This window comes from Neglectibacter caecimuris (genome assembly GCF_034335015.1).
GTDB classification, from domain to species: Bacteria; Bacillota; Clostridia; order Oscillospirales; family Acutalibacteraceae; genus Acutalibacter; species Acutalibacter caecimuris_A.
This window is the reverse complement of the sequence record NZ_JAWXXK010000006.1, coordinates 44,082-57,598: the sequence shown is the minus strand read 5'-3', so window position 1 is coordinate 57,598 and position 13,517 is coordinate 44,082. Positions and strand designations below refer to the sequence as shown.

The following is a 13,517-nucleotide window of genomic DNA, read 5'->3' as shown; positions in this document are numbered from 1 at the left end:
AAAGGAGGAACCTATATGAAACGCGTTCCGATCCCCCCGCTGCTCAAGCAGCTCAGAAGCGCCTCAGGGCTTTCCGGAAGAGATGTGGCCCGGAAGCTGGCCCTTTACGGCATTTCCCTTTCCGAAAAAACGCTGTACGGATACGAAAACGGCGTCAGCATGCCAAATGCCGATGTTTTTCTGGCCCTTTGCAGCATCTACGACTGTGAGGAGTTGGCCGGTCTCGGCTCAGCGGCAGATTTTTCCATGGAGGAATACGGCCTGATAAAAAAATACCGTGTACTGGATGTACACGGGAAACGGGTGGTCGATAGCGCTCTGGAGCTGGAATATGACCGCATCACCCACGTTGTGGAGCGGAAGGAAACCGGGAATATCACCTACATCAACTGCTATGATCTGGCGGTTTCCGCCGGGCCCGGCGAGCCTTGGGCAGACGACAGCGGCTACAAAACCATGCTGGAGATCCCCACGGAGCAGGTGCCGGAAAACGCCCATTACTGTGCCAGAGTCAACGGAAATAGCATGGAGCCTGCCTATAAGGACGGCGATATCGTCTTTGTGGAGCGGCTGGACGAGCTGGTGAGAGAAGGCGAGATCGGTATTTTCGCCTTAAACGGAGAAGGCTATATCAAGCGTCTGGGAGACCGGGAGCTGATTTCCCTGAACCCCGAGTATGACCCCATCCCCCTTCACGAATTCGACGACCTGCGCTGTCAGGGCAGGGTGCTGGGAAAATTGGGCATAAGCTGATAAAACCTGTATTCATAACCGGAGAACGACGGCTGTGAATACAGGTTTTTCTTTGCGGATTTTTTGGGGAAAGGGCAGGGCGGCAGATGGAATGAGCAATCAAGGGCAAGGGTGGGGCGATAAATTATAGTTTAGCGTCCTTAGAGGCTCCACTTGCGCGAGTAAGGGGAGCTGTCACGGCTGTGCCGTGACTGAGGGGATTCTAACTAGCGATTCTATGGCCTTTCTGCGTGTGACTATCCCCTCCACCACCTTACGGTGGTCCCCGCAGACTGCGTAGCAGTCTGTTTTCCCTCCGCAAAGCAAGAGGAGGCTTTTCTCACCGCCAAAATCCAATTTAACTGGCATTGCTTCAACGCTTGTGACCCTGCCCTTCATTGCTCATTGCTAATTTCTCATTGCTCATTTATCTGGCGCCGCTGTCCGGAATCCAAACTCAAGCAATGGGGCTGAAGCAGAAGCCCTGCTCTAATTCCTTGGAAAGGCGAAGCAGGAACTGGGCGATGAGCTCAATGCAGCTTTCCAGGTCTTTCCAGCTTCCCATCTCTACGGAGCTGTGCATATAGCGGAGAGGAATGGACACCAGCGCCATGGGGACGCCCTCGCCGGTGAGGTTCACGGAATCGCCGTCGGTGCCGGTGCGCCCTGTGGCGATCTCCCACTGTATGGAGATCCCCACTTCCTCCGCCGTTTTTTTCAGAAGCTCGTTCATTTTTTTATTGACCGCGGAGCCCATACAGAGCACCGGGCCGCTTCCCAGCTTTACCTCTCCAGTAGAGGCGGGGTCGCCTCCCGGCGCGTCGCTGGCCCAGGTGACGTCCACCGCCAGCGCGCAGGCGGGCTTTATTCGGGAGGCGGCATAATATGCTCCCCGCATGGTGGTTTCTTCCCCCACGGTGGTGGCGGCGTAAATTCCGGCGGAAGCGCCCAGCTCCGCCGCCCGCCTGACGGCTTCCAGCACCACAAAGGCTCCCGTGCGGTTATCCAGCGCCCGGCAGGTGAAGCGATCGTTCAAAAGCTCCTTGACCTGTACGTCCGCGCACACGGGGTCTCCTGCGGAAACCACCTGCGCCGCTTCCTCTTTCGTGCCCGCGCCGATATCCACCACCAGGTCAGAGACCTCTGTTTTTTCCTTGCCCAAAAGCTCGGAAGAGACAGCTACCACACCGCTGACCATGCTTTCTCCGTGCCACACCTGCACCGGGCTTCCCAGATACAGCCGGGGCCGAACGCCCCCGGCCTTCGCCAGGTGCAGCCTGCCCTCACCGTCGATATGGGTCACGATAAAACCGATCTCATCGATATGCCCGCAGAGCAGCACCCTGTGCTCCGATTGAGGGTTCACTACAGAAACAGCGTTCCCGCTGGGATCTGTCAGCTGCTTTCCGGCAAATTGCTTTCCAAACGCCAGCGCCTTTTTCTGGATTTTCTCCTCATGGCCGCTGACAGAAGGCGTTTCCAGCAGCTCCTTCAAAAATTTACGATCCATGCTTTTCCCTCTTTTCCATTCTTAACATCAGTGTTCAGTATACTATACTTTCCCAAGAAATCATAGTGAAACGACTGAAAATTTCCTAAAAAAGGTTCCGTTCTGCCTTTTCACAGACAGGACGGAACCTTTTTATGCAGCAGATTTTCTTTACGCAGTGGTGAGCTTTTTGATCACCGGAGAAAGACGCTTATACACCAGGAAGGTCAAAACCACATCACAAATGCCTTTAAAGAAGGTAAAGGGTACGTTGAACCACAAGAGCGCGTCGAACAGCGTATTTACATTGGGGTTTATGGCCCGGTACATTCCCAAAATGATATCTGTGCTGAGACCGTAAAACAGGGAATAGGCCGGGTAGCTGATAAAGTAATTGATAGGCAGGCTGCACACCGCCATGACCGCCGCCCCTACCAGAGAGCCGACCACCGCGCCCTTTAGATTTTTGTGCCGCTTATAGATCCACCCGGCAGGCAGTACGAAGGTAACGCCCATCAGAAAATTACAGATCTCCCCTGCCCCGGCGGTAGAGGTAAAAATCGCGTTGACGGCGTTTTTTACAAAACACACCAGTACGCCGGAAAGCGGGCCCATGCTGAACGCTGCGATCAAGGCGGGCAGCTCGGAAAAATCCAGCTTGATAAAAGCGGGGATCACCGGCACGCTGAAGCTCAAAAACATGAGCACCGTGGCGACTCCGCCCATGACGGCGGAAACCGCCAGCTTTCGTAAATTGAATTCCTTTTGCATCAAAACCATCCCTTTCTGGAAATTTGTTTGCAAAGGATCCCCGAAAAACAAAAAAGCCGGAGGCGCACAGCGCTCTCCGGGGTACGAGGCCGATTTCCGAAGCACGGAAAACAAGCGCTGAAGGCGCTTTTCAGCCTCAATCTTCTTCCATCCGGACTGTACCGTCGGTACCGGAATTTCACCGGTTCAACAGCGGACGTTTCGCCCGCCGCTCGCAGACTGGAACCCAAAACACGGGTTTTTCACTGCCGGTCAGGAATTTCACCTTGCCCCGAAGATCATTTGCTGTTATTATTTTACTGAGAACTCACCGTTTTGTCAAGAGAATCGATCAAAGCAAGGGGGATTTTTCATGAAGCTGTTCTGCAAGGAGGAAATGCAGCGCCTGGAAGGTATGGCGGAGCGCTCCGGCGTTTCCCTGCAAACGTTGATGGAGCACGCGGGCGCGGCGCTGGCGGAGGAAGCGGTCAGCCGCCTTCGGCCCATTGCCGGAAAACGGGCGGTACTGCTCTGCGGCAAGGGAAATAACGGCGGCGACGGCTTCGTCTGCGCGCGATATTTAGCGGAGCACGGGGCCTTGTGTACGGTGCTGCTGCTTCAGGGAGAACCAAAAACGCCCCTTGCGAAAAACGCCTTTCAGGCGATGCCGACTTCGGTAAGGGTGCTTTCCGTGCTGGAACAGCGGGAGGAAAGCGAAAAGGCGCTGGAGCAGGCAGAGCTGATCATAGACTGTGTGTTCGGCTTCAGCTTCCGGGGAGAATTTTCCGGAGAGGGGCTGGACTTTCTGGAGCTGGCAGGCCGCCAGGACTGCCTGCGGATCTCAGCGGACTTACCCAGCGGCGCAGTTTGCGATACAGGCCGTGTGAGCCCCGGGGCCTTCCGGGCGGACGTAACGGTGACCTTTACCGGAAAAAAGCCCGCCAACTGCTCTTATCCCGCCAGGGAATACTGCGGGGAAACGGTGGTGAGGCAAGTGGGCGTTCCCCCGGTGCTGCTGGAGGCGGCGGAGACCCGTTTTTTTGAAACGGACGGCGCCCTTCCCCGCGCTGTTCTGACAGAGCCCGCTCCCCAAAGCAACAAGGGAGATCTGGGAAAGCTTTTGCTGGTGTGCGGCAGCTACGGCATGGCGGGGGCCTGTATCATGGCGGCAAGAGGGGCGCTGCGCTGCGGCGTGGGGCTGTTGAAAATTGCCGTGGAGCAAAGCATCTACCCCATTCTGGCGCAGGCCGTACCGGAGGCGGTCTTTCTTGTTCTGGACTGGGAAAACCGGCGGCAGGAAAGTGAGGAAAAGCTGAAAAAGGCCCTTGACAGCTCCACCGCCTGCCTGATCGGCTGCGGGCTGGGAGAGCTTGCAAATACAGTATGTCCCCCGGTATTTTCTCATTGCTCCGTGCCCCTGGTGGTAGATGCGGACGCTCTGAATTTTGCCGCCCGGCGCCCTGGCGTTTTAGAGGAGCTTGAAACGCCCCTGATCCTGACCCCCCACCCCGGGGAAATGGCCCGGCTTTGCGGTGACGATATTTCCGAGATCCAGGCGGATCGCCTGGGGGCCGCCCGGGAAAAGGCCCGGGAGACCGGGGCCGTTGTGGCGCTGAAGGGCGCCGCTACCGTCGTTGCCGGGCCGGACGGCCGCTGCGCCATAAACCCCACTGGGAATTCCGGCATGGCGAAGGGCGGCAGCGGCGACGTGCTGGCGGGGATCATTGCCTCCCTGGCGGCGCAGGGAATTCCCGCCTTTGAGGCCGCCGCCGCAGGAGCTTACCTCCACGGTCTGGCAGGCGATTTGTGCGCGAAGCGCCTTGGAAATCGCTCCATGCTTCCCACAGATCTGATCGATGCTCTGCCGGAAGCGATTCAGAGCATCAGAAGAGGATAGTTGTTTAGAAGGGTGCTGACCATAATAATGAGGAATGAGCAATTAGCAATGAAGGGCAAGGGGCACAAACGTTGTAACCAACGCCGGGAAATTATAGTTTATATGGCACCCCTTGGCTCCCCTGAAAGGGGAGCTGTCACGGCGAAGCCGTGACTGAGGGGTTCCGTGCTGGAAGGCTATAAAAATCAGGTTCTATATGGATTTTTAGCGAGCTGAACCTCTCCACCGAGTCTCACCTGTCGGTTCGGTCAGTTCGCACCAGCGGTCTCGCCTGTCGGCTCGGTTGCTGTGTGCCGGTGGCACACGTCCAGCAACGACCGAGTTGACAAACGAGAACGGGTCAGAGCGGTTGCTGTGCCCCGGTGGGGCACGTTCAGCAATGTCTGAAGCGACAGCTGAGTTCTCCACTGGAGACCTTCCCCCCACCGGGACGCGCTCACCCTAACGGCGGTCCCCGCAGACTGCGAAGCAGTCTGTTTCCCCTATTCAGGGGAGGCAAGAGTTTTCTGCTTTTCGTTAGCCTGCAAATTCCAATTTATCAGCGTTGGTTACACCGCCGATACCCTTGACCTTCCTAATTGCTCATTGCTAATTCCTCACTGCTCATTGCCTTCTCGCTGCTCTAAAGCGCCCTTTACATGAAAAGCATAATTTGCTACAATATGGTACGCAAATTTTATCGGAAGGAAAAGAGGGAAGCCGGGCGGTTCCGGCGGGGTTAAAAAGTTATGTATACTTATCTGTGGTGTTTTTTCATTTTTGCTTTTCTTGGCTGGTGCAGCGAGGTGGTATTTGCCGCTTTCGTGGAAAAGCGATTTGTGAACCGGGGCTTTTTGAACGGCCCCCTTTGCCCCATTTACGGTTTTGGCGTGGTGCTCATCGATTTTTGCCTGCGTCCTGTAAGCTACAATATTCCGGCGCTGCTGATCGGCAGTATGCTGGTGGGTTCCACGCTGGAATGGGTGGCCGGGTTTCTGCTGGAAAAGGTGTTCCACCAGAAATGGTGGGATTATTCCAATGAACCGCACAATTTAAGCGGCTATATCTGCCTGAAATTTTCCCTGCTGTGGGCCTTTGCCGGCACCGCTGTGGTGGGGATCGTGATGCCTGCTTCCCGGTATCTGGTATCTCTGATGCCCCGAACGGTGGGCTGGGTGCTGCTTAGCGTGCTTTTGGGGCTGATCGCCGCGGATTTTGCGGTGACGGTGGTTTCCATTATCGGCCTGAACAGAAAGCTCAAAAACCTGGAATACGTTTCCGGCAAGCTGAAGGCTGGGTCGGATAAGCTGGGAGAGGGGCTGTATGCCGGAGCCGCTGTTCTGGAGGAAAAGAAGCTGCTTCTGGAAAAGGACTGGCAGAAGGAGGCCGCCCGCCTCAAGGAAAAGTACGAGGAAAGCCTGCGGGCCAATCCCCTGCACCGCCGCTTGCTGAAGGCCTTCCCCGATTTGAAATCCTTAAAGCACAATGAACAGCTGGAACTTTTGCGGCAGAATGTAAACGGCATTCGCCGCCGTTCCTCTGAAGCACTTCGGCGGCGGAACGAAGCGGCTATCGCCGCCTATGAGGAAAAGCTGCCGGAGGGAGCGGAAAAGCCCTTTGCCTTTGGCCTGTGCTATTCCAAGCTGTTCTGGATCTTTATGATCGGCAACGTGACGGGCTTTGTGCTGGAAACGCTGTATGCTCTGATCGTTCCGCCCCATCGCCTGGAACTGCGGGTCAGCGTGGTATTGGGCCCCTTTATTCTGGTATACGGCTTCGGCGCGGTGGCCATCACCCTGTTCCTCTACAAAATGTACAACCAGAAGGATTCCCTGATCTTCATTGCCAGCATGGTGATCGGCGGCGGCTTTGAATACCTGTGCAGCTTCCTTCAGCAGGCGGTGTTCGGCACAGTCTCCTGGGAATACAGCGATTCGCCCCTGAATATCAGCGGCAGGACTAACCTGCTTTACTCCTTCTTCTGGGGTGTTTTGGGCCTTCTCTGGGTCAAGGATATGTACCCGGTGCTGTCCCGGGCCATACAGAAAATCCCCAAAAAGATTGGGAAGCCGCTCACCATCGGCGTTACTATTTTTATGGCGGTGGATATCCTGCTTTCCTCCGGAGCGGTGTACCGGCAGTCTGAACGAATCAACCGGATCCCCGCCACCAACCCGGTACAGACCTTCTTCGATACCTGGTTCCCCGATGAATTTCTGGAGATCATCTATCCCCATATGGAATATGTGGGCAAACCGGCGATCGTGAAAAACGAGCCTCCCCTGCCACCCCATCAGGATTAGCTTTTATTGAAAAAAGTTCGGTAAATTGGAATTTGGCGGCGAGAAAAGCCTCCCCTTGCTTGCAGAGGGGAAACAGACTGCTCCGCAGTCTGCGGGGACCATCGATAGGTGGTGGAGGGGATAGTCACACGCAGAAAGTGGGATAGAATCGCTAGTTAGAATCCCCTCAGTCACGGCTTTGCCGTGACAGCTCTCCTTATAAATAAGTGGAGCCTAAGGGCGATAAACCATAATTTAGCGGTGTCCCTGCGGTCGGGTCAGAAATCATTTTCCTGCACCAAGTAGGGGCACGAGTGGCCGCGGCGCCTCGCCGCTAAACTATAATTTATCGGCGAGCCACTCACTTTCTCCCTGTCATTCTTCACCGCTGAAAGCGGTGAAGAATCTCGTCCTTTATCCTTTTCTGGAATGAAGAACGAGCTCCTTCGCTGAGAAAGCAAAGCTTGCTTTGCTTTTTGTTCAGGATGACAAGGAAGGGGACTTGCCCTTCTCTAACGACTAACAACTAACAGCTAACGACTAGTCTGCTAAACTATCATTTACCGGTTTCCCGTAAAATAGAAGCGCCTTGACTTTTTCCTGCCTTCGGCTATACTGAAACTAAGAGAAAGGTGGTGCCGCAATGAGTGACCGGACAAAAAGCATCTGGAAAAGGGTGCTGGTTCAAATTGGGATCATTTTACTTACAGCGGCTATCTCCGCCATCATCTGGTATGCCTTTCACGGCTGGCCCATCGCCGGAAATCTGCGGCAGCAGGCGGAGCAGGGAAACATCAGGGAGGTGCGCATCACCCGGCAGGGGGAAAGCGTTACCCTTACGGACCCGGAGCGGCTTCGGCTTGCCGCGGGAACCGCCCAGCTTCTCTGCGTATCCCTTCCCGGCACCGCCAGCGAGGGAGAACCCCCCGAAATGGAGTACCTGTTCACCTTTTCCGATGGAAAAACCATGCGGATCGGCGTTTCGGACGAAACCATTCTAAAGGACGGCAGGCAGTACGCCCCCGGCGGGGACAAAAACTCCCCAACTTTGTTCGTAAACGTTACAGAGGGCCTTTTCTTTTTGAAATAGCGGGAAAAACTAACCGATAAATTATAGTTTATCCGCCCTTTGCCTCCCCTTATTTATAGAGGGGAAACAGACTGCTTCGCAGTCTGCGGAGACCGCCGATAGGTGGTGGAAGGGATAGTCACACGCAGAAAGTGGGATAAAACCGCCAGTTCTAATCCCCTCAGTCACGGCTACGCCGTGACAGCTCCCCTTACTCGCGTAAGTGGAGCCGAAGGAAGCTAAATTCCAATTTATTGAATGACAAATGGAGCAGGAAAACTTTATCCACTAAAAAAGCAGCGGAGAAAAACGAGTGTTTCGGTTTCTCCGCTGTTTTCTTCTTTTCTATTATGTTTTAATAGCCCAGCTTATGCAGGTTGTCGTAGCTTGTTTTCAGGCAGTCGAAGGGGCTGCCCTCGCAGATGTCCTGTTCTACCAGAAGGTGCTTTACGCCGCCCAGCTCTTCTATGGTGCGGAGAATCTTCCGGAAATCCAGGTTTCCCTCCAGCACAGGGGCCATCACAGGATCCCACCCCCGCACGGCCATATCCTTCAGGTGGACACAGGGCGTACGGTCCTGAAGCCTTGTAAGCCATTCGCACACATCGGCGCCGCCCATCTGCACCCAGTAGGTATCTAGGGTAAAGCCCAGCTCTTCCGGGGCAAAGCTTTCCGCCAGAGTTTCCAAAACCAGCTTGCCGCCGAATTTCTGAAACTCAATATTGTGGTTGTGGTACATTAAAAGCTTCCCTGCCGCCGCAATCTTCTTCGCGGGCTTCCGGTAATCCTCCGCAAAGTGCCAGAGCCATTCCGAGGAGCAGTACTTCTTCGGCATCATCCCAATGCCGATATAATCGCAGCCCATGACCTCGTGCTCCTTGATCACCGCTTCGGTATCGTTTAAGATCCGGTTGGGATCGGTATGGGTCAGCACGATCTCCAGGCCGTGCTTATCGCAAAGCTCCCTGACAGTTTCCGCCGGGATCGGCCCAATGGCTGAGATCTGCACGGTTTTGTAGCCCATCTCCGCTACACGGCCCAGGGAATAGTCCAGGTCGCTTACTGTTTGGGTGTAGTCCCGCAAAGTAAAAAGCTGCGCGCCTAAGGTCATCATACTGATAAACACTCCTCTTTATTTTTTGTGTTGAGCGATAGAAAATAAGCAATTAGGAATTAAGAAGGGCAAAGGAAAAGTTCGGTAAATTGGGATTTAGCGGGCTAATAAATAGCAGTAACCCTTGCCTCCCCTGAATAGGGGAAACAGACTGCTTCGCAGTCTGCGGGGACCACCGTTAGGGTGAGCGCGTCCCGGTGGGGGGAAGGTCTCCAGTGGAGAACTCAGCTGTCGCTTCAGACATTGCTGAACGTGCCCCACCGGGGCACAGCAACCGCTCTGACCCGTTCTCGTTTGTCAACTCGGTCGTTGCTGGACGTGTGCCACCGGCACACAGCAACCGAGCCGACAGGCGAGACCGCTGGTGCGAACCGTTCTCAGCTGTCGCTTCGGTCGTTGCTGGGCGTGCCCCACCGGGGCACAGCAACCGAGCCGACAGGCGAGAAAGCCAAGGGGTGCCATATAAAATCATTTACCCCTTCGCCCTCTGCCTGGAAGCCTCATAAAGCATTACGGTAGCCGCGCAGGCCACGTTGAAGGAGGAGGCGGAGGAGCTTTCCGCCATGGGAATGGTGCAAAGCACGTCGCAGACCTCCTTAAAGGCATAGCACAGGCCTTCTGTTTCATTCCCTGCCATCAGCAGCAGCGGGCGGGTGAGGTCCTGCCCATACAGGGGATATTGCTTATGGGCGGTGGTGCCGATGGTGAGAAAACCAGGATAACGCTCCTTCAATTCCCGGATAAACCGGAACACCGTTTCATTATCCGCCACCCGCACGGCGGGTACATGGAAGAAGGAGCCCATGGAAGCGCCTACCACCTCCGGGTCGTAGAGGTCCACGGCATGGCCTGTGAGGATCAGGCCGTCTGCGCCCAATGCGTCACAGGAGCGGAGGATCGTTCCCAGGTTGCCCCGGTTGGAGGCCCGGTCAAACAGCAGAAACAGCGGAGGCTTTTCCGGAGAAAGACCTTCCGTCAGCCGGGAAAGGCTGTCCTCCCGTGTTTTTACCACCGCCATCAGCTCAGAGGTATCCTCTTTGCCGCTGAGCTCCCGCATGAGCTCCGGGGCAAGCTCAAAATTCACCTGAGTTTTTACCTTTCCCAACATTTCCGCCGCCCAGCCGGAAAGCCCCAGCGATGGGGCATACAGAAAGGAAACGATCTCCCAGCCGTTTTTCACAGCCTCATTCAGGTTCCGCACACCCTCCACGAAAAACTCCCCGTACCGGTAGCGCTTGTTTCGGTTGGTTTTCAGCACTTCAAATTTCTGATAGTCCGCGTTTTTGCCGGATATCTGCTTTTTCTTCATCGTGTGCCGCCCTTTCTGGCTTTTATTCCTGCACGTCGATCAATACCTTCATGGTCGTTTCCCGGTTTTCGTCAATGTACTTGTAAGCCTCCAGGTACTTTTGGAACGGGAACCGCTGGGAGATCAGCGGCTTCAGCTGCACCTTGCCGGAATCCGCCAGCTCAATGGCCTTTTCATAGTCCTCCGAGCGATACATCATAGAGGTGTTCAGGTCCAGCTCGTGGTCGTTCAAAACCGCCAGGTCCACCTTTGCCATACCGGCGAACACCGCCACTAAAATAATCGTGCTGCCCTTTCTGGCGTACTGAATGGCCTGCCCCATGGTGATGTCGTTTCCCGCGCAATCATAGATCACATCGGCTTTATCCGGTCCGAAGCTTTGAAGAAGCGCTTCCCCGAAATTTGTTTCCTTGGTATTGATACAGAAATCAATGCCGCATTCCGCCGCCTTTTGCAGGCGAACCTCGCTGATATCGGTGATCATCACCCGGGCCGCGCCCATGCCCTTGGCTGCCTGGGCCACCAGAATACCGATGGGCCCGGCCCCCAGCACGCAAACATCCTTCCCGGTCATGTCACCCATTCGGCGCACGGCATGCACGGCCACTGCCAACGGCTCGATCATGGCCCCTTCCTCCAGGCTCATGGTTTCCGGCAGGGGCGTTACCTTTTTGGCGTCTACCGCAAAATAATGAGAGGCCACGCCCGTGGTCTGAAAGCCCATTACCTTCAGGCTTTCACAGAGATTATATTTCCCGTGGCGGCAGGGATAGCACTGCCCGCACACCACCTGGGGCTGAATGGTTACCTTCTGGCCGATGGTAAGCCCCGTTACCCCTTCTCCCAGCTTTTCAATGAGCCCGGAAACCTCGTGACCCTGGGTAACAGGATAGCTTGTAAAGGGGTGTTTTCCATGGTATACATGGATATCCGAGCCGCAGATCCCGATCTCCATGATCTTCACCAGCACCTCCCCCGCCTTCAGCTGCGGAATGGGCACCTCCCGAAATTCGACTTTGCCCGGCGCTGTCATGACCTGCTGTAGCATAAAATTGACCTCCCTGTTTTCCTGTTTTTCTAACTATGAAGCATTTTTTCTCCGGTGTCAAGTGTTTCCTGATAATTGCGTGAAAATGGGGAAAACCATCGCTTTTTGTCGAAATAAAACGCAAAAAAAGTGTTGACTTTCCCCGAAAAAACAACTATACTGAAAATTGCTTACATATCTAAAAATTATCTATCGTAAGGAGGTGAAACAAAATGGCAACAAAGCGTTTTACTCTTTCCAAAAAAGAAAAAGAGCTGATGAACATTTTCTGGGATTCCGATATTGCCCTGGCCCGTTCTGAGATCCTGGAGGCCGCCTCCAAGCGGAAGTGTTCCTGGAAGCCCAATTCCATTCACATTCTGGTAAACTCTCTGCTGGATAAAGGGGCTGTGGAGGTTGCCGGCTTCTATCTGAATTCCCGGAAGCTGGGCCGTACCTTCTCTCCGTCTCTCACCCGTGAAGATTACGCCATCATGCAGGTAGAGATCGCTGCGATCCAGGCAAGAGAGGAAAAGGTAGCGGTTCCCAGCCGTATGGCAGCCGCCATCGTAGCGGGCGCTACCAGCGTGGAAGCTCTGGACGAAATGGTAAAAGTGATCGAAGCCAAGAAGAAAGAAATTCAGGGGCGGAAGAAGTGAAACCGATTGGAATTTTCATTCTATTCGTTGCTGACGTCGGTAGCCTGGAGCGGCCTACTTCTTGGAATTTTGATGTTGTGCCGAAAAACAATACAAAACTTTTGGCGGTATGATACCGCCGCTTTGTATCTCCTGCTGCTGGGTTGTGTGTTTCGCTGCTTTTTTCCTCTGGAATTCTCCGGCTTCACACAGCCCCTTTCTTTTCGGAATGGCATTTACGTTCACGTCCATACGTTTTTGATCCGCCACGTGTCCATTTCCACCAGTGCGGGCGAACCGCCCTTTCGCATTCTCCCCATGGCGGTGATCACCGCCGTATGGTGGATCGTCGCGGTCATTCTGCTGTTTCGCTTCTTTTTCATGTACCGCTCCATGGTCCGCGGCTGGGAGCTTTACGAAGAAGTTTCCGATGGAAAAGTCTTCGATACGGCAATTTCCCTGTGCGAAGAGCTGAAGATCAAACGGATTCGCATTTTGCAGGACGAGTTGATTGCCGTTCCCCAAGTCAGCGGCTTGCGGTACCCCAGGGTGCTGCTGCCGGAACGGGACTATACAGATACGGAGCTGCATTATATTCTGCGCCATGAGCTGACCCATTGGAAAAACGGAGATATCACTCTGCGGTTTCTGGTCAACCTGGCCCGGGCCGTATTCTGGTGGAACCCTTTTCTTCATTTGATTCCCCGTTATCTGAAGGAGACACAGGAGCTGCGGTGCGATATCACAGTGGTTACCAACCAGTGTAAAACCGATGAAGAACGTATTGCTTATTTGGATATCCTGCTGCGCACGCTGCAGGAGGCCTCCCGCTTTCCGCGGCAATCAGATCCCGCGGCAGTCCTAGAGGCCGGATTGGTAGAATCTCCAAGGGAAAAGAAACTTTTACAAAAGCGAACCGACGCCATCGCAAACTATAAACCAAACACAAAAAGAGAACGCAGGGCCATTATTCTGGTGCTCTGTTTCTTGTTGATTTCCATGTTCTTTTCTTACCGATATGTATTCATGCCAAGCGGGGATCCTCCTGAAAAGGATCTCCGAAACGAAATGACCGCAGAAACAGCATATCTGGTTCCGGACGGGGATTCTTATTGGATTTGTGTTGTAAACGGTGATGTTCCGCCGCAACGCACTTCTAAAAAATTTGGCGAGATGATGCTGGAAAGCGGATTTCCGCTGAAAAATTCTAAAGAATAAAGAAGGCGTATCT

At 54.4% G+C, this 13,517-nt stretch carries 11 protein-coding genes and 1 riboswitch; of the genes, 6 read left to right on the top strand and 5 right to left on the bottom strand.

From position 1 onward, the window contains the following. Positions 1-15: 15 nt before the first annotated feature. Entirely contained in the window at positions 16-753 is a 738-nt protein-coding gene (locus U8T64_RS09770; RefSeq protein WP_322183227.1) for an XRE family transcriptional regulator, read from the top strand. A gap of 436 nt (positions 754-1,189) precedes the next feature. Here U8T64_RS09770 and U8T64_RS09765 read toward each other — a convergent pair whose 3' ends face one another. After that, on the bottom strand, positions 1,190-2,242 hold the full coding sequence (locus U8T64_RS09765) for a zinc-binding metallopeptidase family protein (protein WP_322183226.1): 1,053 nt from the start codon (positions 2,240-2,242) through the stop codon (positions 1,190-1,192). Positions 2,243-2,392: 150 nt separating this feature from the next. After that, positions 2,393-2,992: an ECF transporter S component gene (locus U8T64_RS09760; protein ID WP_322183225.1), complete on the bottom strand. Its 600-nt coding sequence runs from the start codon at positions 2,990-2,992 to the stop codon at positions 2,393-2,395. Positions 2,993-3,127: 135 nt separating this feature from the next. Beyond that, positions 3,128-3,275, bottom strand: a riboswitch (FMN riboswitch). Between the two features lie 69 nt (positions 3,276-3,344). Here U8T64_RS09760 and U8T64_RS09755 point away from each other — a divergent pair. The 3 genes from U8T64_RS09755 (at position 3,345) to U8T64_RS09745 (ending at position 8,219) form a co-directional block, all read left to right on the top strand. After that, positions 3,345-4,868 carry an NAD(P)H-hydrate dehydratase gene (locus tag U8T64_RS09755; protein WP_322183224.1) on the top strand — a complete coding sequence of 508 codons (1,524 nt, stop codon included), beginning with the start codon at positions 3,345-3,347 and terminating at the stop codon, positions 4,866-4,868. A 728-nt stretch (positions 4,869-5,596) separates the two neighbouring features. Continuing rightward, complete coding sequence (locus U8T64_RS09750) at positions 5,597-7,150, top strand: putative ABC transporter permease (protein ID WP_322183223.1); 1,554 nt, start codon at positions 5,597-5,599, stop codon at positions 7,148-7,150. A 622-nt stretch (positions 7,151-7,772) separates the two neighbouring features. After that, positions 7,773-8,219: a hypothetical protein gene (locus U8T64_RS09745; RefSeq protein WP_322183222.1), complete on the top strand. Its 447-nt coding sequence runs from the start codon at positions 7,773-7,775 to the stop codon at positions 8,217-8,219. A 334-nt stretch (positions 8,220-8,553) separates the two neighbouring features. Here U8T64_RS09745 and U8T64_RS09740 read toward each other — a convergent pair whose 3' ends face one another. The 3 genes from U8T64_RS09740 to U8T64_RS09730 form a co-directional block, all read right to left on the bottom strand. Further along, positions 8,554-9,312, bottom strand: a complete 759-nt coding sequence (locus U8T64_RS09740) for a sugar phosphate isomerase/epimerase family protein (protein ID WP_322183221.1) — start codon at positions 9,310-9,312, stop codon at positions 8,554-8,556. A 472-nt stretch (positions 9,313-9,784) separates the two neighbouring features. After that, the gene (locus U8T64_RS09735; RefSeq protein ID WP_322183220.1) at positions 9,785-10,621 is read right to left on the bottom strand and encodes a TrmH family RNA methyltransferase; all 837 of its coding nucleotides are present in this window, start codon (positions 10,619-10,621) and stop codon (positions 9,785-9,787) included. A 22-nt stretch (positions 10,622-10,643) separates the two neighbouring features. Beyond that, entirely contained in the window at positions 10,644-11,669 is a 1,026-nt protein-coding gene (locus U8T64_RS09730; protein ID WP_322183219.1) for a zinc-dependent alcohol dehydrogenase, read from the bottom strand. Between the two features lie 212 nt (positions 11,670-11,881). Between U8T64_RS09730 and U8T64_RS09725 the strand changes: the two genes are divergently transcribed. Together U8T64_RS09725 and U8T64_RS09720 are read left to right on the top strand one after the other, a co-directional pair. After that, positions 11,882-12,307, top strand: coding sequence for a BlaI/MecI/CopY family transcriptional regulator (locus U8T64_RS09725; RefSeq protein WP_322183218.1), 426 nt, complete (start codon positions 11,882-11,884; stop codon positions 12,305-12,307). Positions 12,308-12,313: 6 nt separating this feature from the next. Next, positions 12,314-13,504, top strand: a complete 1,191-nt coding sequence (locus U8T64_RS09720) for a M56 family metallopeptidase (protein WP_322183217.1) — start codon at positions 12,314-12,316, stop codon at positions 13,502-13,504. Positions 13,505-13,517 lie beyond the last annotated feature (13 nt).

Excerpts from the sequence above, each read along its gene's own strand:
- U8T64_RS09725 (WP_322183218.1), top strand. The coding sequence starts at position 11,882 with ATGGCAACAAAGCGTTTTACTCTTTCCAAAAAAGAAAAAGAGCTGATG.
- U8T64_RS09745 (WP_322183222.1), top strand. The coding sequence starts at position 7,773 with ATGAGTGACCGGACAAAAAGCATCTGGAAAAGGGTGCTGGTTCAAATT.
- U8T64_RS09750 (WP_322183223.1), top strand. The coding sequence starts at position 5,597 with ATGTATACTTATCTGTGGTGTTTTTTCATTTTTGCTTTTCTTGGCTGG.
- U8T64_RS09755 (WP_322183224.1), top strand. The coding sequence starts at position 3,345 with ATGAAGCTGTTCTGCAAGGAGGAAATGCAGCGCCTGGAAGGTATGGCG.
- U8T64_RS09760 (WP_322183225.1), bottom strand. The coding sequence starts at position 2,992 with ATGCAAAAGGAATTCAATTTACGAAAGCTGGCGGTTTCCGCCGTCATG.
- U8T64_RS09740 (WP_322183221.1), bottom strand. The coding sequence starts at position 9,312 with ATGATGACCTTAGGCGCGCAGCTTTTTACTTTGCGGGACTACACCCAA.
- U8T64_RS09735 (WP_322183220.1), bottom strand. The coding sequence starts at position 10,621 with ATGAAGAAAAAGCAGATATCCGGCAAAAACGCGGACTATCAGAAATTT.
- U8T64_RS09765 (WP_322183226.1), bottom strand. The coding sequence starts at position 2,242 with ATGGATCGTAAATTTTTGAAGGAGCTGCTGGAAACGCCTTCTGTCAGC.
- U8T64_RS09770 (WP_322183227.1), top strand. The coding sequence starts at position 16 with ATGAAACGCGTTCCGATCCCCCCGCTGCTCAAGCAGCTCAGAAGCGCC.
- U8T64_RS09730 (WP_322183219.1), bottom strand. The coding sequence starts at position 11,669 with ATGCTACAGCAGGTCATGACAGCGCCGGGCAAAGTCGAATTTCGGGAG.